The sequence below is a fragment of the Clostridium thermobutyricum DSM 4928 genome (assembly GCF_002050515.1).
Taxonomy (GTDB): domain Bacteria; phylum Bacillota; class Clostridia; order Clostridiales; family Clostridiaceae; genus Clostridium; species Clostridium thermobutyricum.
In genome coordinates, this window is sequence record NZ_LTAY01000059.1 from 45191 (window position 1) to 67608 (window position 22418).

General features: G+C 26.8%; 19 protein-coding genes. 12 read left to right on the forward strand and 7 right to left on the reverse strand.

Annotation, left to right across the window (positions count from 1 at the left end; all coding sequences use genetic code 11):
• Window positions 1–61: 61 nt before the first annotated feature.
• The gene (gene ybaK / locus CLTHE_RS11050) at window positions 62–541 is read left to right on the forward strand and encodes a Cys-tRNA(Pro) deacylase (protein ID WP_080023603.1); all 480 of its coding nucleotides are present in this window, start codon (window positions 62–64) and stop codon (window positions 539–541) included.
• Between the two features lie 38 nt (window positions 542–579).
• Here ybaK and CLTHE_RS11055 read toward each other — a convergent pair whose 3' ends face one another.
• The 3 genes from CLTHE_RS11055 to trhA form a co-directional block, all read right to left on the reverse strand.
• Window positions 580–1383, reverse strand: coding sequence for an ABC transporter ATP-binding protein (locus CLTHE_RS11055; protein ID WP_080023485.1), 804 nt, complete (start codon window positions 1381–1383; stop codon window positions 580–582).
• A 14-nt stretch (window positions 1384–1397) separates the two neighbouring features.
• A complete protein-coding gene (locus CLTHE_RS11060) occupies window positions 1398–2666 on the reverse strand; it encodes an ABC transporter permease family protein (protein ID WP_080023486.1) in 1269 nt (422 codons plus the stop codon).
• A gap of 173 nt (window positions 2667–2839) precedes the next feature.
• Window positions 2840–3487 (reverse strand): PAQR family membrane homeostasis protein TrhA, encoded by a 648-nt coding sequence (gene trhA, locus CLTHE_RS11065; protein WP_080023487.1) that lies wholly within the window; start codon window positions 3485–3487, stop codon window positions 2840–2842.
• 217 nt (window positions 3488–3704) lie between these two features.
• Here trhA and CLTHE_RS11070 point away from each other — a divergent pair, with 217 nt between their 5' ends.
• The 3 genes from CLTHE_RS11070 to CLTHE_RS11080 all read left to right on the forward strand — a co-directional run bounded on the left by CLTHE_RS11070 (window position 3705) and on the right by CLTHE_RS11080 (window position 7511).
• Complete coding sequence (locus tag CLTHE_RS11070; protein WP_080023488.1) at window positions 3705–4268, forward strand: DUF1836 domain-containing protein; 564 nt, start codon at window positions 3705–3707, stop codon at window positions 4266–4268.
• The gene (locus CLTHE_RS11075) at window positions 4268–5971 is read left to right on the forward strand and encodes an ABC-ATPase domain-containing protein (RefSeq protein ID WP_080023489.1); all 1704 of its coding nucleotides are present in this window, start codon (window positions 4268–4270) and stop codon (window positions 5969–5971) included. The genes CLTHE_RS11070 and CLTHE_RS11075 overlap by 1 nt, the downstream gene beginning before the upstream one ends.
• Window positions 5972–6080: 109 nt before the next feature.
• Complete coding sequence (locus CLTHE_RS11080) at window positions 6081–7511, forward strand: MDR family MFS transporter (RefSeq protein ID WP_080023490.1); 1431 nt, start codon at window positions 6081–6083, stop codon at window positions 7509–7511.
• Between the two features lie 50 nt (window positions 7512–7561).
• Here CLTHE_RS11080 and CLTHE_RS11085 read toward each other — a convergent pair whose 3' ends face one another.
• Window positions 7562–8911: a YjiH family protein gene (locus tag CLTHE_RS11085; protein WP_080023491.1), complete on the reverse strand. Its 1350-nt coding sequence runs from the start codon at window positions 8909–8911 to the stop codon at window positions 7562–7564.
• Between the two features lie 219 nt (window positions 8912–9130).
• On the opposite strand from CLTHE_RS11085, the gene CLTHE_RS11090 reads away from it, so the two are divergent.
• The 4 genes from CLTHE_RS11090 (at window position 9131) to CLTHE_RS11105 (ending at window position 12816) form a co-directional block, all read left to right on the forward strand.
• A complete protein-coding gene (locus tag CLTHE_RS11090) occupies window positions 9131–9325 on the forward strand; it encodes a hypothetical protein (protein ID WP_080023492.1) in 195 nt (64 codons plus the stop codon).
• Between the two features lie 209 nt (window positions 9326–9534).
• Complete coding sequence (gene proB, locus CLTHE_RS11095; protein ID WP_080023493.1) at window positions 9535–10344, forward strand: glutamate 5-kinase; 810 nt, start codon at window positions 9535–9537, stop codon at window positions 10342–10344.
• 15 nt (window positions 10345–10359) lie between these two features.
• Window positions 10360–11604 carry a glutamate-5-semialdehyde dehydrogenase gene (locus tag CLTHE_RS11100; protein ID WP_080023494.1) on the forward strand — a complete coding sequence of 415 codons (1245 nt, stop codon included), beginning with the start codon at window positions 10360–10362 and terminating at the stop codon, window positions 11602–11604.
• Window positions 11605–11904: 300 nt separating this feature from the next.
• Window positions 11905–12816 carry a TraB/GumN family protein gene (locus CLTHE_RS11105; protein WP_080023495.1) on the forward strand — a complete coding sequence of 304 codons (912 nt, stop codon included), beginning with the start codon at window positions 11905–11907 and terminating at the stop codon, window positions 12814–12816.
• Window positions 12817–12896: 80 nt separating this feature from the next.
• Here CLTHE_RS11105 and CLTHE_RS11110 read toward each other — a convergent pair whose 3' ends face one another.
• Entirely contained in the window at window positions 12897–13850 is a 954-nt protein-coding gene (locus tag CLTHE_RS11110; protein WP_143324071.1) for a glycosyltransferase family 2 protein, read from the reverse strand.
• Between the two features lie 134 nt (window positions 13851–13984).
• On the opposite strand from CLTHE_RS11110, the gene CLTHE_RS11115 reads away from it, so the two are divergent.
• Window positions 13985–14761, forward strand: coding sequence for an SDR family NAD(P)-dependent oxidoreductase (locus tag CLTHE_RS11115; RefSeq protein WP_080023496.1), 777 nt, complete (start codon window positions 13985–13987; stop codon window positions 14759–14761).
• Between the two features lie 47 nt (window positions 14762–14808).
• Window positions 14809–15609, forward strand: coding sequence for a Cof-type HAD-IIB family hydrolase (locus tag CLTHE_RS11120; RefSeq protein ID WP_080023497.1), 801 nt, complete (start codon window positions 14809–14811; stop codon window positions 15607–15609).
• A gap of 71 nt (window positions 15610–15680) precedes the next feature.
• On the opposite strand, the gene CLTHE_RS11125 is transcribed toward CLTHE_RS11120, so the two are convergent.
• Window positions 15681–16898: an ABC transporter permease gene (locus CLTHE_RS11125; RefSeq protein WP_080023498.1), complete on the reverse strand. Its 1218-nt coding sequence runs from the start codon at window positions 16896–16898 to the stop codon at window positions 15681–15683.
• The gene (locus tag CLTHE_RS11130) at window positions 16891–17622 is read right to left on the reverse strand and encodes an ABC transporter ATP-binding protein (protein WP_080023499.1); all 732 of its coding nucleotides are present in this window, start codon (window positions 17620–17622) and stop codon (window positions 16891–16893) included. Before CLTHE_RS11130 ends, CLTHE_RS11125 begins: the two co-directional genes overlap by 8 nt.
• Before the next feature lie 438 nt (window positions 17623–18060).
• Between CLTHE_RS11130 and CLTHE_RS11135 the strand changes: the two genes are divergently transcribed.
• Both CLTHE_RS11135 and carB read left to right on the forward strand, forming a co-directional pair.
• The gene (locus CLTHE_RS11135; protein WP_080023500.1) at window positions 18061–19110 is read left to right on the forward strand and encodes a carbamoyl phosphate synthase small subunit; all 1050 of its coding nucleotides are present in this window, start codon (window positions 18061–18063) and stop codon (window positions 19108–19110) included.
• A 22-nt stretch (window positions 19111–19132) separates the two neighbouring features.
• The gene (gene carB / locus CLTHE_RS11140; RefSeq protein WP_080023501.1) at window positions 19133–22348 is read left to right on the forward strand and encodes a carbamoyl-phosphate synthase large subunit; all 3216 of its coding nucleotides are present in this window, start codon (window positions 19133–19135) and stop codon (window positions 22346–22348) included.
• Window positions 22349–22418: the final 70 nt, after the last annotated feature.

A 22418-nucleotide genomic window follows, 5' to 3' on the forward strand; every position in this document is an offset into this window, starting at 1 on the left:
AATTTGATTAATATATTTTTATAGATTAAAATTAAAAAATATATTAGTAACTTATATGGAGATGATTAAAATGCAAAAAACAAATGCAATGAGAATTTTAGATAAAAATAAAATAGAATATACTGCATTAGAATATGATGCTAGTGATGGTCATATAGATGGAGCTGCTGTTGCTAAAAAAACAGGTCAAGCACCAGAAACTGTTTATAAAACTCTAGTTACAATGGGAAATTCAAAAAATCTTTATGTATTTGTTATACCAGTACTTTGTGAATTGGATTTAAAGAAAGCTGCTAAAGTATCTGGTGAAAAAAAAGTAGAAATGATACATGTTAAAGATATAAATAAATTTACAGGATATATCAGAGGGGGATGTTCTCCAATTGGTATGAAAAAGGAATATAAAACTTTCTTCCAAAAAGATGCTTTAGAACTTGAAAAGGTAGTATTTAGTGGTGGAAAAATAGGATTACAAATAGAAATGAATCCAAAAGATTTAGAAAAAGCAATAAGAGTAGAATTTTGTGAAATTATTAAATAAATGAAAACCTCAATGAATTTAAATTCATTGAGGTTTTTTTATTTAAAAAGCATACGTGATTCTTTAGAATTTATTTCAACTATTTTATAGAAAAATTCGCTTTGAGATAAATTTCCTCTTAAAAGTTCATGCTCTATCTTTCCATCTCTTAAGAAGATAACTCTTTTTCCGTAACTAGCAATCATATTATCATGAGTTACCATAATTATAGTTTTATTTTCTTTTTCATTTAAATCTTTTATTATAGAAAGAATCTCATGCGAGTTTTGTGAATCAAGATTCCCAGTTGGTTCATCAGCAAGAATTAATTCTGGATTATTTACTAATGCTCTTGCAATAGAAATTCTTTGAACTTGTCCACCTGAACACTCAGAAGGATATTTAGATAGTAAATGTTCTATACCTACTTTTTTAGAAATTTCGGTTACTATTTCATTTACTTCAGCAGAAGTTTTATCTCCAGAAACGCTTAAAGGTAATGATATATTTTCTAAAACAGTTAAATTATGAAGAACATTAAAATTTTGAAATATAAAACCTAATTCTTTAGATCTAAAATTTGATATTTCATGCGTTAGAAGCTTATTAATATTTGTTCCATTAATAAGAACTTTACCTTTTGTAGGAATATCTATTGTAGAAATAGTATTTAATAGAGTACTTTTTCCAGAACCAGAAGGCCCCATTATTATAGTAAATTCTCCTTTTTTAACTGTAAAATTAATTTTATCTAAAGCAACAGTTTGTATGACTTTCTTATTTTTTTCAGAAATTGCAAGACCTGTTTTGGGTTCTTTTCTTTTATATATTTTACATAAATCTATACATTCAATAATATTCATAAAAACACTTCCTTTTAACTAATTTGATTTAAAAATTTAATACTTAAGCTGTAGATTATTGAAGTTGATATTAAAAATAGTGCTATATAACTGCCTATAAAGATTATAGAAAGTCCTAAGCTGAAATCTAAATATAAAACTAAAAATGCTGTGAAAACAGAAGTAAAAAATAATGGTAATGCAAGTAAAGTGCCATAAAGTAATAATATTTTATTTCTCACTATTTTTAATAAATCTTCTTTAGAGTATCCTAAAACTATCAAAGATTTTAATGTTTTAATTTCATCAATTGATGTAGAAAGACCATAAAAAATAATCATAAATGTGATTAGTAATATGCAAATTAGAAAGCTTAAAGAAATAAATAAATTAATTAAAGAAGTTCCTTCTAATAGAATAGGAAACATAGGAAATACTGTACCTATAACTAATAAGGGTTGAAAAACTACTTTATTTTTTTCAAGAGAAGTTTTAAAATTGCTTAATACTATAACGTTTATTTTATGATTTAGATACTTATTTTTCTTTAATTTATCAATATAAAGTGGAAGAAATTTGTTATAAAATAACGTACCACCTATAAGAGGAATTAAAAATAAAAAACTAATAATATCTTTAATTTGCGTAATTGAATTAGGTGACATAAAGAATAGAATAAAAACTGAAAACATAAGTGGAAAACATATATAATGCTTTAATTTTAAAGTTTCTTCAAAACTATTTGATGTAAATTGGCTTTTATCGTTTATTCCTAATAATACTTTTATATCATTTCTATATCCAAATCCTTGATTTACTAGACCTAGAATAATTGTTTGGAAACAAGCAAATATAAAGCAATAAAGGAATGTTGTTAATGAAATATAAAATCCAAATTTACCAAATATAAATAGATAAAATAAAGGTGAAATAATAATTCCTAAAATTGTACCTAAAGTACATCCTATGATATTTAATATAGTTATTTGAATGGTTAGGAGAATACCTAGCTTATAGGGAGAGGCACCACTTAAAACTTGAAGTGCAAACTCATCACTTTTAATTTTTGTAAGATAATTATCTGCATTATAAAGAACAAAAAGAGATTCTCCTAAAATGAATATTAATAAATAAGAAAGTATAGTTTTTTCTGAAGGACTTGAGTAGGTAACTTCAGAAATCAGTGTAAGGTTTGTAAAATTAAAAATTAAAGCAGAAACTAAAGTTAATATAGTGATAAATAAACTAGTTTCTTTACCACTTCTCTTAAGTAAGGTTAGAGTAAGCTTAATGCTATTATTCATGAATATCTCCTTTCTATTTAAAAATTTTTATTTTTTATGTATCAAATAAAAATGTATGTAATAAATTTTATTCTATAAAAAGGTAAATAATCCTTTATTTTGAAAAATAAAAAAGAACTATGAAAATAATTTTTCATAGTTCTTTATATATAGAATTTATTTGTGTTAACTAATTATAAAAGGTAAGCAAAAACTGCAATAAAATGTGATAGACTACCAAGCATTATAAAGATATGAAATATTTCATGGGTTCCCAAAACACCTATTTTTATTCTATCATCCTTAAATGCGTAAATAACTCCACCTATTGTATACAATATTCCTCCTAATACTAATAGGAAAAAAGCATTTTCATGTAAAACTTGTGATAAAGGATAAATTGCAAATACTGCAAACCATCCAATTGCTATATACATAACACTAGAAATCCATTTTGGACAAGTAACCCAAAATAGTTTAAAAATTATTCCGAGTAATCCTGATATTAAAACAGCTCCAAATAATAGAAAACCAGTATTATTGTTAAGTGCTATTAAACAAAATGGTGCATATGAACCTGCAATTAATACAAATATCATAGAGTGGTCAAGTTTTTTTAGTTTATATAATACTTCTTTAGATGATATTACTGAATGATAAGTTGCAGATGCACTATATAGAAGTATCATACTTACCCCAAATAAAAAAACTGAAAACACCTCTATAGCTGATCCATCTGTTAAAAAAGCTTTAGTTAATAAAGCAATTAATCCTATAAATGACAATATAGCCCCTGTTAAATGAGTTAATCCGTTAACAGGCTCTCTTAAATATTTCTCCATATTTTAGCCTCCTATAACGATAAGTAGTTTTATAAACTACGTATTATAATGTTATTATATGTTTTTATATTAAAAAAGGTCAAAGCTAGTATTTCCTTAAATATTGAAATTAAACTTTATTTTTATGTAAAAATATTGAAATATCTCTTAAATACTATTATTATTAATATAGATATAATAATATATAGTTTTTAAAACTAGATATGGAGTGATTAACTTGGATAAAGATAAAATATTAGAACTTATTAAAAATTTGAATTTAGATAAAAACATAGAATTAGATGAAATTCCTGAAATTGACCTATATATGGACCAAGTAATTCAAATGTTTGAATCAAAATATTCAGATATGAGAAGAAATGAAGATGAAAAAGTATTAACTAAAACTATGATAAATAATTATGCTAAAGGAAAACTTTTAATGCCAATTAAAAATAAAAAATATTCTAAAGAGCATATTATTTTAATGAATCTTATATATAATTTGAAAGGAACTTTATCTATAAGTGATATAAAGCTAGTATTAAATGATCTTGTAAATGAATCAGATAGCGATCATATAAGAGATTTATATTCTAAGTTTATAAAAACATCAGAAAGTGATTTAAGACACTTCGAAAAAGAGAATATTGATAGATTTGAAGAAATAAATTCTAATGATAATGATAAATTTGATAAGAATTTTCTTATGCTATGTTCTGTTATAAATATGAGTAATATGTATAGAAAACTTGGAGAAAAATTAATAGATGAGCTTTTTGATAAGGGGGATGAAAATTAATGAAAAATTCTGATGATTTAAGAAAAAGTATTACAAAGATAGATGGAAGAGGATATAAAGCATATAAAGATTTAGAAGGAGATTGGGAGTTTAAAGATTATATTCTTCATATTGACCATGTTCAAGGAGATCCATTTGCTTCTCCTTCAAGAATTAGAGTTAGTGTGAAAAATAAAATTAATAAATTCCCAATAGAACTTTTTAATGAAAATCATAAAAGAATAGCACTTCAAGATTTCTTAACTAGATTATTTAGTTTAAACATAAATAAGAACTGTTCTAGAGTAATGGGATCAGGTAAAAGTGGAATAATTAATATAAGTAGATGTCCACAAGAAATATTAGATAGAACTGCAATTATAATAGATAAAGATAAAATAGAAGCAAGATTTGAAGTAGGATTTCCCGCAAGAGGTAGAACAGTTTTAGGAAAAGAATTAGAGAAAATTCTTTATGATTTTTTACCTAGAATAGTGGATTTATCTTTAAAATATGAAAATATAAATAAAGAAAAATTGAGAAAATCAATTGAATTAGTTCAAAATCAAGAATTTGTAAGAGAAGAACTTAATAAAAGAGGATTAATTGCATTTATAGGAAATGGATCTATATTGCCAAGAGAAAGTGGAATATCTACTAAACCTTTAAAAGAAGGAATAAAATTTATTTCACCTAAATCTATGGAAGTTGAAATGGATTTACCTTATGGTGGAATTATAAAAGGAATGGGAATAAAAAAAGGTATAACATTAATTGTAGGTGGAGGATATCATGGAAAATCCACTCTTTTAAATGCATTAGAACTTGGGGTGTACAATCATATAGAAGGTGATGGAAGAGAGTATGTCATAGCAGATAGAACAGCTATGAAAGTAAGGGCTGAAGATGGAAGATGTATAATAAAGGATGATATATCTCTTTTCATAAATAATCTTCCTAACGGAAAAGATACAAAGAAATTTATAAGTGAAAATGCAAGTGGAAGTACATCACAAGCAGCTAATATAGTAGAAGCTTTAGAAACAGGAGCAAAAACATTACTTATAGATGAGGATACATCAGCTACTAATTTTATGATAAGAGATGATGTTATGCAAAGTCTTGTTTCAAAAGAAAAAGAACCTATTACACCTTTTATAGAACTAGTAAAAGGAATTTACGAAGAATGTAATATTTCAACTATAATAGTTGTAGGAAGTTCAGGAGATTATTTTGATATAGCAGACACTGTAATACAAATGGATTCTTATGAAGCTAAAGATGTTACTGAAAGAGCTAAAGAATTATCTAAAGGAATAATTTTAGAAAGAATAAAAAATAATAATACAGAAATAGATATTAATTTAAAAAGAGTTTTACTAAAAGGATCAATTGATAAAGGACCTAAAGGAGTAAAAATAAAAGTATTAGGAACTGATGGATTTATGATAAATAAAGATGAAGTAAATCTTAGATTAGTAGAACAAATTGTAGATAGAGAACAAGTAGCAGCTATTGGAAATATATTAAAATTAGTAGATGAAAAAATAGCTAATAATAAATATACTTTAAGTGAAGCAGTAGATATTGTTTTAGAAAATATAAATAAGGATGGGCTATTATATTTAAGTTTCGCAAAAGGTGGAGTGGGAAGCCTAGCTCTTCCAAGAAAGCAAGAAATAATGGCTGCATTTAGCAGATATAGAAAATTAAAGATTAATTAGTTCACAAAAAAGAGGTTTTAATAAAAAAATTGTTTTAACCTCTTTAATTTTGTTTAAAATATGTTAAACTACTATAATTAAAAGAATTTTATAAACAAAGGAGAAAAAAATGGAAAAGCAAAAGAAATTAGTAGTAGTAGCATTAATGCTTGTTACGTTCTTAGCTGCTTTTGAAGGAACGGTTGTAAGTACAGCTATGCCGACAATAGCAAGAGATCTAAATGGTTATAATCTTATAAGTTGGATATTCTCTGCATATCTTTTAACATCAGCAGTTTCAACACCTATATATGGTAAATTATCAGATTTATTTGGTAGAAAAAAGATAATAACAATTGGAATTTTAATATTTTTAGTAGGAACAACTTTAAGTGGATTATCAAGAGATATGGTTCAGCTTATCATATTTAGAGCAATACAAGGATTAGGCTCAGGAGCAATTTTAACACTTACATATACAATAATAGGAGATTTATTTGATACTTCAGAAAAGGCTAAAATGCAAGGTTTTTTAAGTACTGTTTGGGGAGTTGCTAGCATCTTAGGACCATTTGTTGGAGGAGCAATACTTGCAAAACTTTCATGGCATTGGATTTTCTTTGTTAACATCCCATTTGGATTAATTGGAATGTATATGATAAATAAATACTTCCATGAAAAAGTGGTTAAAAGAAAAGCCTCAATAGATTATTTAGGTTCATTATTCTTAACAATAGCAATAGTAGCATTATTATTTAGTTGTTTAGAATCTCATAATACAAAGCTTTTAACTGGTTTAATAATAGTTTCTATTGTTAGTATTATAATATTCTGCATTGTTGAAAGCAAAGCAAAAGAACCTATAGTACCTAAAAAAATATTTAATAAGACAACTATTATAGTAAATATATTATGTTTTATAGTATCTATAATTTTAATATCAATTCAATCATATATGCCAATATATACACAAAATGTATTAGGCTATAGTCCTCTTTTATCAGGATTATTTTTAGCACCAGTTTCAATATCATGGTTCTTAACTTCATTTATACTTTCAAGAACTTTACCTAAATATGGTGAAAAAATAGTTATGACTGTAGCTATAATAATTTTAATAGTAGCAAATATTATTGTTAACTTATTAGGAATAAATTCAAATATAATAATTCTTATAATAGCAATGTTTATAATGGGATTTGGTTTTGGTGGAGTATTAAACTCTTCAATAATAGTAGTTCAAGAGCAAGTTGAACCAAGAGATATTGGAGTATCAACTTCAACAATAGCTTTAATAAGAACTTTAGGACAGACAATAGGAGTTAGTGTTTTTGGTGCAATAATGAATTTATCAATAACAAATCATTTTAAAGCACAAGGAATAAATGGTGTTACTCCAGATAATTTAAGTCCGACAAATAATATTTTCCATTTATCTAATGCTCAAATAAAAAGTGGATTCTTTGCAGGAGTACATAGTATATTCTGGGCATTACTTATAATAGCAATAATAACTTTAATAATAGGACTTATTTTACCTAAGAAAAAAATAAAAGAATAAAATTAAGCCTTTATACAATTATTTAAATAATTGTATAAAGGCTTTTATGTTTAAAATATTATATTTGCCATTAATACTATTATAGGTAATGTTACAAGTGTTCTAATTAGAAAAATTAAAACTAAATCTTTGAAATTAACAGGAATTTTTGAACCTAATAAAAGGCCGCCAACTTCTGACATATAAACTAATTGAGTTACAGAAACTGCTGCAATTATAAAACGAGTCATATCAGAAGCTATATTTCCAGCTAAAACTGAAGGTAAAAACATATCTGCAAATCCAACAACCATTGTTTGTGAAGCAGCAGCTGCTTCAGGAACTCCAAGTATTTTTAAAATTGGAATAAAAGGTGTTCCAAGTACTTGGAATATTGGAGTATATGTTGAAATTATAAGTGCAAGAGTTCCCATTGCCATAACTATTGCAAGAACTCCAATCCACATATCTAATACATTTTTAATTCCTGATATAACAAATTCTTTTGGATGTGCTATTAAATCAGCTTTTTCTACAGCTTTTTCTAAACCAAAAGAAAAAGGAGTATAACCTTCAGGAATAGTCTCAAGATCCTTATTATCTTGACCATTTATAAATGTGTCAGGTTTCCTTGATAATGGTGGTATTCTTGGAACTATTATAGCTGCAACAAGACCTGCAAGTGAAACTGTTATGTAAAATGGTACAAATAAGTGATCAAGTCCAACTTGAGCAAGAACAACTAAACAGAATGTGATTGAAACTGCAGAGAAAGTTGTCCCAATAACAGCAGCCTCTTTTTTTGTATAATATCCTTCTTCATATTGTTTAGAAGTAAGTAAAATTCCAATACTTCCATCTCCAAGCCAAGATGCTATACAATCTATTGATGAACGTCCAGGTAATTTAAATATTGGACGCATAAATTTTGTAAGTAAAGCCCCTATAAATTCTAAAAGACCAAAGTCTAATAAAAGTGGCAATAAAAATCCTGCGAATAAAAATACAGATATTAGTATAGGTAATAAATCATTTAATATAAATCCCCCTGTGTCAGCTGACCAAAATGCTTCTGGTCCTATTTTAAAATTAGCACATATTACAAAAATCATTCCTAATATTCTAGCAATTAACCAAATTGGAGTAACATCAAATAAATGTTTTAAATAATCATTTTTCATTATAAATTTTGGTTTAACTGTCTTAGCTAAGATACTTCCTATTGCTGATAAAGAGATTAATATTACTGCAAAGTGAAGTAAGTATTCATTAAAGAAAGAAACTGTTTTATTAGCTAAAAAAGCTATTGGAATCGTCATTCCTTCTCCTAAATTAATAGGTGTCATAAATAATATAACTCCAATTAATGAAGGGATTATAAATTTTAAAAGTAGTTTAAGTGATTTTGTTTTTTTATTCATAATTAACCCCCTATATATAAATTTATGCATAAAATTTAATGATTATGCAATTTAAATTTATAATAATACATTTGTGAACAAAAAGAAAGAGTTTTTATAAAAAAATATAAAAAATATACATAAATTTTCTTTACATATATACCTTAAAAAGGTACGTATTAATTTCTCTTTTAGACAAATACTATTTTTGTAAGTTAAATTAAAGGGAGTTGAATTAGAATGAAAAATGCTATCGAAAATGTAAATTGCTCATTAAATGAATTAAATGAAGCTAAAGCTAGTTTAGAACAAGCACTATCAACTGTTGAAAAACCAGAAAATAAAAAATTAATTCAAGATTCTTTAAATTCAGTTTGCGAATCAATTGAATGTGTACAAAATGCAGTAAAGAATTATAAAGAAAGTTCAAAATAATTTTTAAATAAGGTTACTAAGAATTTTCACCCCAAAAATAAATGCATCATACCCTATGTAATAAGTTTAAAATTTATTACATAGGGTATTTTAATTATAAAAATGCTTTATAATTAAATAGTAATAATATATTATATTTATTAAAGCAAAGGTTAGTAATTATATTTTAATGATTATAAAATAGTATTTTGATTGAGGAGTAAATAAAAATGACATATAGACAAGAGATTAAAAATGCAAAAAGAATAGTTATAAAGGTTGGAACTTCTACTTTAACTCATGGAACTGGAAATATTCATTTAAGAAGAATCGAAAAACTTGCAATGGTTATCTCAGATATAATGAATGAAGGAAAAGAAGTTGTACTAGTAACATCAGGAGCTATAGGTGTTGGAAGTAGTAAATTAAAGTTAAAGGAAAGACCTAAAACTATAAGAGAAAAACAAGCTGTAGCAGCAGTTGGTCAATGTGAATTAATGCATATATATAGTAAATTTTTTGGAGAATTTAGTCATGTTGTTGGACAGGTACTTTTGACTAGAGATGTTATTGAAGATGATCATATTAGAGAAAATGTTTGCAATACATTTGAAACACTTTTAGATAAAGGAATATTACCAATAGTAAATGAAAATGATACTGTTTCAATTGATGAGATAGAAAATATAGTTAAATTTGGAGATAATGATAATCTTTCAGCTATAGTATCTACATTAGTTAATGCAGATCTTTTAATAATACTTTCAGATATAGATGGTTTTTATGATAAAGATCCAAGAGATAATGAAGATGCAAAACTTTTAGATATTGTAGAAGAAATAACAAAAGAAATTGAAGAAGCAGCTGGAGGAGCAGGAACTTCATTTGGTACAGGTGGAATGATAACGAAACTTACTGCAGCTAAAACTGCTAATAGTGCTGGAGTTCACATGGTATTGGCAAATGGAGAGAATCCAGAAGTTATAATAAATATTTTAAAAGGTGAGAATATAGGAACTTTATTTGTAAAAAGTAAATAAAAAGGGGGTAATAGTATGACAAAATTAGAAATTATGGGAGCTAAAGCTAAAGAAGCAAGCTATGTTTTAGCTAATATTACTACAAAAGAAAAAGATAATGCGCTTTTAAAAATGGCAGAAAATCTTATAAAAAATACAAATTTTATTATAAATGAAAATAAAAAAGATTTAGAAAAGGCAAAAGAAAAAGGAATTTCTGACTCAATGATAGATAGATTAGCATTAGATAAAACTAGAATTGAAGGTATGGCGAATGGATTAAGACAAGTAGCTAATCTTCAAGATCCAGTTGGAGAAGTTCTTGGAATGTGGAATAGACCAAATGGGCTTCAAATAGGACAGAAAAGAGTTCCTATGGGAGTAATAGGAATAATATATGAAGCTAGACCAAATGTAACTTGTGATGCAGCAGGACTTTGTCTAAAAGCAGGAAATGCAGTTATTTTAAGAGGTGGAAGTGAAGCTATAAATTCAAATTTATCTATAATAAAAGTTCTAAGAGAAAGCTTAGTAGAAGTTGGATTACCAATAGACTCTATCCAATTAGTAGAAGATACTAGTAGAGATGTTGCAACAGAAATGATGAAGCTTAATGAATATATAAATGTGCTTATTCCAAGAGGTGGAGCAGGACTTATAAATGCAGTTGTAAAGAATGCTACAGTTCCAGTTATAGAAACAGGAACAGGAAATTGTCATATTTATGTAGATTCAAAATGTGATTTTGAAATGGCAAAAAATATTGTTGTAAATGCTAAAACTTCAAGACCATCAGTATGTAATGCTGCTGAAAGTTTAGTTGTACATTCAAAGGTTGCTAAAGATATATTACCTATATTAGTAGATGCATTAAGAGAAAAGGGTGTTTTATTAAAAGGTGATGAAAAAGCAAGAGAAATTATAAAAGATATGGAAGAAGCAACAGAAGAAGATTTTTATACTGAATTTTTAGATTATATAATGAGTGTGAAAATAGTTGATAGTATTGATGAAGCTATATCACATATTAATAAGTATAATACAGGACATTCAGAAGCAATAATTACTGAGAGTTATGAAAATTCTCAAAAATTCCTTCAAAGAATTGATGCAGCAGCAGTATATGTAAATGCATCTACTAGATTTACTGATGGAGAAGAATTTGGTTTTGGAGCAGAAATAGGTATAAGTACGCAAAAACTTCATGCTAGAGGGCCTATGGGATTAAAAGAACTTACAACATTTAAATATATAATTTATGGAAATGGCCAAATAAGATAATAAAAAATAACCTGTAGATCGGACTTCTACAGGTTATTTTTTACCGTTTATTTTTAAGCGATTTGATAAATGAAAACAATGTTTAAAAATATAGGACTACATAGTAATTATGCAGTCCAACTTATAAATAATAAGTTAGTCAGTTCCTTAAGGGAGGTAACTGCTCTTATTAAAATTATCTGAATATTCAAATAAATTATACTATAAATAAATAAAAAAATCAAATTTATATAATATACTATACTATTATATGTAAAAATGTTACAATTTTTTATGATGTTAAAAGTTTAGGGGGATATTATGAGAGGGTTAAAGAAAAGATTATTATTGGTAGGAATGTCTATTTTCTTTATATTAGGAGCATTTGTTGGGTGTGGTAGTTCTGAAAAAGAAGATACTTCAAATGTTGCTAAGGGATATCAATGGAAAGTTGAAAAGGATGGAAAAGAATTATATTTAATAGGAACTATGCATCCTATTAATACTAGTTATGATTATTTTTCAGATAAAATATTAGAAATAATGAAAGAAACAGATGTATTATCTGTTGAAGTTAATATGAGCCAAGAAGATATGCTTTTGGCAAATGCTAGGCTAGTATATTCAGATGGAAAAACAATAGAAAATGAATTAAGCAAAGAGCAAATAAAAACTCTTAAAGAGTTGTGTAGTGATGCTGGGATTGATTATGAGAAACTAAAAGTATTTAAAGCTCAAGGAGTTATTCAAAATATATCATCTGTAATATATGAAAAAGCAAATCTAGAAATGGCAACATTTGATGATATGTTAAAGGATAGATATATAAAAGAAAATAAAAAAGTAGATCAAGTTGAAAATATGGAATTTCAACTTAATTTAATGGATAAAATTCAAGGAATAGATCAATTAAAAGAAATTCTAGATGAATATGAAAAAGGAAAATTTGAAGATTTAACAAAAGAAGAAACAGAATATGCAAAGAATGTTATGGAATCATATAAAAATGGTGATGAAAAGTTTATGAATGAAGCTATAGAAATGCAAAAAGAAAATGAAGATATATATAAAGCGCTTATCTTAGATAGAAATATTGGAATGGTAAAAAAGATAGAAGAATATATTAAGTCTGATGAAAAATATGCTTTAGCTGTTGGAGCACTTCATTTCTTCGGGGATGATGGAATAATAAAAATACTAGAGGATAAGGGATATAAAATAACTAAATTATAAAATAAAAATAGAAGTTGTTATTATAAATTAATCTAAAACTTAAATAAAAGCTATGTAATATTTATTACATAGCTTTTTTATTATTTATTTAAATCATTTTCTTCAAAATTTATTTTATCCTTTATTAAATAAAGTGGTCTTCTCTTACTTTCATCATATATTCTTCCAACATATTCTCCTATTATTCCTAAAGAAAGAAGTTGAACTCCACCAAAGAATACCATGACACACATTAATGATGTCCATCCAACACTTGTATCAAAGAAGAATTTGCTTATGATTGCATATATAAATATGAAAAATGAAATTGCAATTGCTAAAGAACCAAAGGCAGTCATTAGTTTTAATGGTTTTGAGGAGAATGATATAATTCCATCACTTGCAAATTTAATCATTTTAGATAATGGATATTTTGTTTCTCCAGCAAATCTTTCATCTCTAGTATATTCAATATAAGTTTGATTAAATCCAATCCAACTAATCATACCTCTTATAAATCTATTTTGTTCAGGCATTTGTTTAAATGCTTCAACAACAGATTTATCAATAAGTCTAAAATCACCAGTATCTTTAGGTATTTCTATATCAGACATTTTTCCAAGAAATTTATAAAAATACTTAGCTGTTATAAGCTTAAATTTACTTTCACCTTTTCTTTTGCCTCTTTTTCCGTAAATAACATCAAAGCCTTCTCTCCATTTATCCAACATTTGAGGTATAAGCTCTGGAGGATCTTGAAGGTCAGCATCAATTATAACAACTGCATCACCAGAACAATTAAAAAGTCCTGCTGTTACTGCGGATTGATGACCGAAATTTCTAGCAAAATTTATAACCTTAACATGTTTATCTTCTTCAGCAATACTTTTTAATATTTCTAAAGTTTTATCTGTACTACCATCATTTACAAATATAAGCTCATGATCTATGTTTTCAATTGTTTCCATAACACTTTTTAATCTGTTATAACATTCTTGTGCTACTAATTCCTCAAAATACATTGGGACAATAACACTAACTAAATCTTTTTTCAAAAAATCACCTCATAGTAATATAATATAATTCAATAAACCCAATTTAAACCAAATCAATTAATATTATAACATAAAAGGAAAAATAGCAATAAATGTTATATAATTAATTTATATAGATGTTAGGAGTTTTAGTCATGAATAAAGAAAAATATACTTTAATTACAGGAGCTACAAAAGGAATAGGATTCGAATTAGCAAAATTATTTTCAAAAGATAAAAATAATCTATTATTAGTTGCTAGAAATGAAGAAAAATTATTAAAACTGAAAAATATATTAGAAAAAGAAGATGACATAAAGGTTATGACTCTTTCTATTGATTTAACAAAAGAAAATGAAATAGATGTTTTTATAAATAAGATAAACTCTGAGGAAATTATTATAGAAAACTTAGTCAATAATGCTGGGATAGGTAGCTTTGGATATTTTGATGAAATTGATGAGGAAAGAGATTTTGATTTAATAAATATAAATATTTTTGCAATTACAAAGCTTATAAAAGCATTACTACCAAAAATGAAGGATAGAAGGAGTGGAGGAATACTTAATGTTGCTTCAACAGCAGCTTTTGTAGGTGGACCTAAAATGAGTACTTATTATTCATCTAAAGCATATGTACTAACTTTATCAGAAGCACTTTATGAGGAATGTAAAGAGCATAATGTTAAGGTTTGTTGTCTTTGTCCAGGACCAGTAAAAACTAGTTTTCAAAGTGATGCAGGAATAGTTAAATCGGAAAAAGCAAAAAAATATTTAATGGATGCAAATATAGTAGCTAAAGTAGGTTATAACGGATTTAAAAAAGGAAAACCAATTATAATTCCAGGGTTTAAAAATAGAATTATGGTTAATTCTACTAAAATTTTACCTAGAGGATTAATTAGAAAGATAATATTCAATACGAATAAATAATTAAGAATTTGCATAATACATAAGAGGCAAATGGGGGAGTGAACAATATGGGGATTTTTGATGGAATAATTCTAGTTTCAGATATGGATGGAACTATAATAAACAGTGATAAAAAAATATCTGAAAGAGATAAAAAGGCAATAAATTATTTTAAAGAGAATGGAGGTCTTTTTACTATAGCAACTGGAAGAATGTTACCATCTGCTAATAGATATACATTAGATTTAGATTTAAGTTTACCTATAATTCTTTATAATGGTGGGAAAATATATGATTATAAAGAAGAAAAGACATTGAAAGAATATTATTTAGAAGAACATAGAAAAGAAATAATAAATAAGCTTATGGAAAATGATAATATAGGAATAGAAGTATATTCAGATGAAAATATTTATGTTTTTAAACAATGTAGCTTAACAAAACGTTTTTCTAAGCTTGGCTATGATGTTATTTATGATATTGATGATAGTGTATGGAAAAAACAATGGATAAAGATATTGATAGTAGGTCAAAAAGAAATAATAGATAATTTTGAAAAGAATTTTAAAGAATTTGATATAGAAATTCCTTTGAGAAGTGCAGAAAAATATTTAGAAATAGTTCCCAAATATACTTCTAAAGCTAAGGCATTAGAAGAACTATTAAACTTAAAAAATTTAAAAGAATATAAGGTAGTTGCTGTAGGTGATAATATGAATGATATTGACCTTATAGAAAAAGCTGATTATGGGTTTGCAGTTAAAAATGCTACAGAGAGATTACTAAAAAAAGCAAAATTAATAGCACCAAGTAAAGATGATAGTCCAATAGAATATATAGTTAATTGGATAAAGGAAAATATTATATAAAACAATTTATTTATAACAAAAGAATTAATAAAATTATATAAAAAGACTGTCCAAAAGGACAGTCTTTTTATTTATGATCTAAATACAACTTCTTCTCTTGAGAATAAGTGTTTTGTAGCTAAAAGCGCTAAAATAAGATAAATAATGTTCCATAAAAGAACTATTCCAATATGATTAAAGTTTGTAATTCCAACCATAAACTCTTTCATTAAAGCAACTGAGTTAGCAACTGGTATATGGAATAAAAATGATGAGATATCCTTAGCATCCATAAACATTGGAATATATGAAACTATCATAATTGGAGTAATAACCCCTGATAAATAAGTTCCAGCTTCTTTAGTTGATCTCGCAAATACGCTTATGCTTATTTGAATTGCGCAAATTGCAAGTAATAAAATTAAAAGAAGTATAATCATAAAAACTAAAGATTGCGGACTTAAATCAAAAGAAAAAGCAGTGTTTTTGCTTATTCCACTATCCATCTCAGATATAGATCTCATAAAGCTTTGAAGTCCTATATACATTGAGATTAAACTTGCAATCATAGTTAAAGCTGAGACAACACTTATAGCTATAGTTTTACCAAAAATAAGTGAATTTCTGTTACAAGGAGTTGAAAGAAGAGGCTCGAAAGTATTTCTTTCTTTTTCTCCAGCACCTAAATCAGCAGCTATTCCAAGAATAGGAGCAAACATAAACACTACAATTAATGAAGGCATCATACCTCCTAAAGTTCTTGCCATAGGATTGACTTCTTCTTCTCCATCAGCTAGAATTCCAGATTTAACATCAACTTTAAATGGCTTTAATATTTCGGTATCTATTCCTTTAGCTTTAAGTCTTTCACTTACAATACTATCTTCTAGACCTGAAATTAAAGATGAAACAGTAGTAGATGCTATAGATGAATTGTTAGAACTATCATCATATAAAATTTCTATATTAGCTTCTTTTCCTTCTGCAATTAACTTATCAAAATTTTCAGGAATGTTTATAATTAATTGTAGTTTTCCTTCTTTTAAAGCAGATTTTTGATCTTCAGGATTTTCGATTTTGAAATTCTTTTGAGATTGCAATAAGTTATAAACAGAAGATTTATTATCTCCATTTATAGCTAGGTTTATCTCTTCAGTAGCACCTTTCATTGTATTCTTCATTCCATATCCCATAAGCTTATACATTACAGGAAATAAAATTATAGGTAATATTAAAGTAAATAAAATAGTTTTTTTATCTCTAAAAATATCTTTTAACTCTTTCTTTAAAACAACTAAAAAACTATTCATGAATATTACCTCCTATTAAAGAAACAAAAACTTCTTCTAAATCAGAATTATTATGTTTATTTTTAAGTTCTGAAACTGTACAATCTTCTAAAAGAATTCCTTTATGGATTATTACAACTCTATCACAAAGTTTTTCTACTTCTTGCATAGAATGGCTTGAAAAAAGAACTGTTTTTCCTTCAGATTTGCATTTGCGAATAAATTCATGAACTACTCTTACAGCACTTACATCAAGTCCAGTACAAGGTTCATCAAATAGCATAACTTTTGGATTATGAACTATTGAACGTGCAATTGAAACTTTTTGTTTCATACCTCTAGAGAATTTAGAAACTTTTTTATCAATATATTCATCCATACCGAATTGAGTAGAAAGCTCATTTATTCTTTCATCTGCATCTTTATCACTCATTCCATAAAGATTTGCAAAATATTTTATATTTTCTCTTGCAGTAAGTCTATCATATAGACCTACATCACCACCAAATAATATACCAATTTCATTTCTAACATTAACAGGATTTTCTTTAGCTGAAAGCTTGTTTACAAATATTTCTCCTGATGTTATCTTTAGCATTGTTGAAATCATTCTAAGTGTAGTAGTTTTTCCAGCACCATTTTCCCCCAATAAGCCAACTATTTCACCTGGATTAACATTAAAAGATATGTTATTTACCACAGTAGCTTTTTTAAATGATTTCGTTAAATTTTTAATCTCAATCATAAATTTTCCCCCTCTTTATTAGATTTACAAAATATAGAAAATATAAATAGATTATATCATAAATTTTGGAAAAAAATACAGTTTTTAATAACTTATTTAAAAATATTATTTAACTTTTATGGCGATTTAATTTGAAAAATTTTCTTGACATGTAAAAAAGCATAAATTAAAATATATAAAAAGAATAAAATTTAGAGTTAAGGTACACTTTAAATTGGTCCTGTGAGGCCAGAAAGGAAGTATTAAGCTATGTTAGTTACAGCTATAGGTAATTTCATAGAATTATCTTTGAAGGTTAATTTAAATAATGAACATATAAGGATGATAGAGAGAGCAATTTAAAGAATTAGGTCTCTTTATTATCCTTTTCTTTTTATATAAATAAACTTTAAAGTGTATTTTTAGCTTCAAACATATATTTTGAAGGAGGGCTTAAGCATGAAAGCGAAGCTTATATTGGAAAATGGTATGGTTTTTGAAGGTAAATCATTTGGATACCTTAAGGAAAGTGTTGGAGAGGTAGTTTTTACTACAGGTATGACAGGATATCAAGAAGTTTTAACTGATCCATCATATTATGGACAAATTGTCACAATGACATATCCTTTAATAGGAAATTACGGAATTAACTTAGAAGACATGGAATCAAAAAGACCACAAGTTAAAGGTTTCATAGTAAGAGAAAAATGTAATATGCCAAATAATTTTAGATGTGAATTAACTTTAGACAACTACTTAAAACAAAATAAGATAATAGGGCTTGAAGGAATTGATACAAGAGCTTTAACAAAAGTTTTAAGAAATAGCGGAACAATGAAAGGGATTATAGTTTTAGATGATTCTTTATTAGAAGATGTTCAAGATAAAATAAAATCTTTCTGCAATAAAGAAGCAGTTTTAAAAGTAACATCAGAAGAAAAATATGAAATAGATGGCTTAGGAAAGCATATAGCAATAATTGATTATGGAATAAAACAAAATATAATAAGAAATTTTAAAAAGAGAGGCTGTAAAATATCAGTTTTTCCTGCAAAATCAAATGCAAAAGAAATCTTAGAAGTTAATCCAGACTTAGTATTTTTATCAAATGGCCCTGGGGATCCACAAGATTTAGATTTTGCAATAGAATGCATAAAAAATATAATAGGTAAAAAACCAATAGTAGGAATATGTCTAGGACATCAGCTTTTAGCTTTAAGTTTAGGTGGAAATACTACTAAATTAAAATTTGGACATAGAGGATGTAATCATCCAGTTAAAGATTTAGAAACAGGTAAAGTTCATATAACATCTCAAAATCATGGATATGTTGTAGATAGTTTACCAGAAGAAGTTGAAGCAACTCATATAAATATAAATGATGGAACAATTGAAGGCTTAAAACACAAAAAATTACCTATATATTCAGTTCAATTCCATCCAGAAGCATCATCTGGTCCAAAGGATTGTGAATATATTTTTGATAGATTTTTAGAATATGCACTATAGGATTAAGTAGGAGGAGTTTACTATGCCATTAAATAAAGACATTAAAAAAGTTTTAGTTATAGGTTCAGGCCCAATTATTATAGGACAAGCAGCAGAGTTTGATTATTCAGGAACACAAGCTTGTCAAGCTTTAAAAGAAGAAGGAATAGAAGTTATATTAATAAATTCAAATCCAGCAACTATAATGACAGATAAAGAAGTTGCAGATAAAGTTTATTTAGAACCATTAACATTAGAATTTGTAGAAAAGGTAATAGCAAAAGAAAGACCAGATAGTTTACTAGCAGGAATGGGCGGACAAACAGGTTTAAATCTTGCAGTTGATCTTTATGAATCTGGAATTTTAGATAAATATAATGTTAAAGTAATAGGTACATCAATAGAATCTATCAAAGAGGGTGAAGATAGAGAACTATTCAGAGATATGATGAATAGAATTAATGAGCCTGTTATTCAAAGTGAAATAATAACAGATCTTGAATCGGGACTTCAATTTGCTAATAAAATAGGCTATCCAGTTATAGTTAGACCAGCATATACTCTAGGAGGAACTGGGGGAGGAATAGCAGAGAATGAAGAAGAGTTAAAAGAAACTTTAGAATCAGGATTACAATTAAGTACTATAGGGCAAGTGTTATTAGAAAAATCAGTTAAAGGTTGGAAAGAAATCGAATATGAAGTTATGAGAGATTCATATGGAAATTGTATAACTGTATGTAATATGGAAAATATAGATCCTGTAGGAATTCATACAGGAGATAGTATAGTTGTAGCACCTTCACAAACTCTTTCAGATAAGGAATATCAAATGCTAAGAACAGCATCTATAAATATAATAAATGCTGTAGGGATAGAAGGAGGATGTAATGTACAATTTGCTTTAAATCCTCATAGTTTTGAATATGCAGTAATTGAAATTAATCCTAGAGTTTCAAGATCATCAGCATTAGCATCAAAAGCAACAGGATATCCAATAGCAAAGCTTGCTGCTAAAATATCTCTTGGATATGGATTAGATGAGATAAAAAATGCAGTAACTCAAAAAACTTATGCATGTTTTGAACCAACATTAGATTATGTAGTTTGTAAAATACCAAAATGGCCATTTGATAAATTCTTTAGTGCAGATAGAGCATTAGGAACAAAAATGATGGCAACTGGTGAAATAATGGCTATAGGAGCTAACTTTGAGCAAGCTTTCTTAAAAGGTATAAGAAGTTTAGAAATAGGAAGATATTCATTAGATTTTAAAAAATTTAGAGATTTAAGTATACAAGAACTTAAAGAAAGAGTTGTAACTCCAGATGATGAAAGAATTTTTGCATTAGCTGAAATGCTTAGAAGAGATTATAGAGTAGAAAAAGTTTCTGAAATAACAGGAATTGATAAATTCTTTGTAGAGAAAATAAAATGGATTGTAAATGAAGAACAAAGATTAAAATTAAGTCATATAGAAAATTTAGATAAAGAATGGTTATTAAATTTAAAGAAAAAAGGATTTTCTGATAAAGCGATAGCAGACTTTTTAGAAGTATGTCCAGAAGATGTTAATAGATTAAGAGATATTTGGAATATAAAACCTAGTTATAAAATGGTTGATACATGTGGTGGAGAATTTGAGGCATTATCACCATATTATTACTCAACTTATGAACAATATGATGAAGTTGTAGTTTCAAAGGACAGAAAGAAAGTAATAGTAATAGGTTCAGGTCCAATAAGAATAGGTCAAGGGGTAGAATTTGATTATGCTTCAGTACACTGTGTTAAGTCTTTAAGAAAATTAGGTATCGAAACAATAATAGTAAATAATAATCCTGAAACTGTAAGTACAGATTTTGATATATCAGATAAGCTTTATTTTGAGCCATTAACAGAAGAAGATGTTTTAAATATAGTAGAAAAAGAAAATCCAGATGGAGTAATACTTCAATTTGGTGGACAAACTGCAATAAAACTTGCAAACTTTATGAAAGAAAAAAATATTCCAACTTTAGGAACTACAGCAGATCAAATTGATATGGCAGAAGATAGAGAGAAATTTGATGCTCTATTAGAGAAATTAGGAGTATCAAGACCAAAAGGAAAAGGAGTTTGGAGTTTAGAAGAAGGATTAGAAGAAGCAAGAATTTTAGGTTTCCCAGTTTTAGTTAGACCTTCTTATGTAATAGGTGGACAAGGAATGGAAATAACTCATGATGAAGAAGAGTTAACATATTACCTAAATAATGCGTTCTCAAAAGATAAGAAAAATCCAATTCTTATAGATAAATACTTAATGGGTAGAGAAATTGAAGTGGACGCAATTTCAGATGGAGAAGATATATTAATACCTGGAATAATGGAACATTTAGAAAGAGCTGGTGTTCATTCAGGAGATAGTGTAACAATGTATCCAAGTCAAAATATAAGTGAAAATATAAAAGCGGATGTTTTAGATTATACTAAGAAATTAGCAATTGAAATTGGAATAAAAGGAATGATAAATATTCAATTTATAGAGTTTGAAGGAAAACTTTATGTTATAGAAGTTAACCCAAGAGCCTCAAGAACAGTTCCTTATATTAGTAAAGTATCAGGTGTTCCAATAGTGGATTTAGCTACTAGAGTTATGTTAGGAGAAAAATTAAAAGATTTAGGTTATGGAGTAGATGTTTATAAAGAACCTGATTTAGTTTCAGTTAAAGTTCCTGTATTCTCAACTCAAAAGCTTCCAAATGTAGAGGTGTCTCTAGGGCCAGAAATGAAGTCTACAGGAGAAGTTTTAGGTGTAGGAAGAAATATTCATGAGGCACTTTATAAAGGATTCTTAGGAGCTAATATGTTCCCAGGAATGAAAAAAGGAAAAATACTTGCTACTATTAAAAAACATGATAAAGAAGAATTCTTAGGAATGGCAAAAGAGTTAGCAGATCTTGGATACACTTTCATATCTACAGAAGGAACTTGTAAGCTTTTAAGAGAAAATGGAGTTCAAGCAGAAGAAGTTAGAAGATTAAATGAAGAAAAGCCAAATATACTAGATATAGTTAAAAATAAAGAAGTAGATCTAGTAATTAATACTCCTACTAAAGGAAATGATTCTAAGAGAGATGGTTTCTTAATAAGAAGAGCAGCTGTAGAAAGAAATATAGGAGTTATAACTGCATTAGATACTTTAAATGCAATAATAGATGTTAAGAAAAGTCATTTTGAAAAGAATAATAATTTAGAGGTATTTAATATAGCTGAAATATAAATTTTTAAATATAATTTTTTGTAGAAAAGAATCGTTTTAAGCGGTTCTTTTTTATAAAAAAATTTAGTCA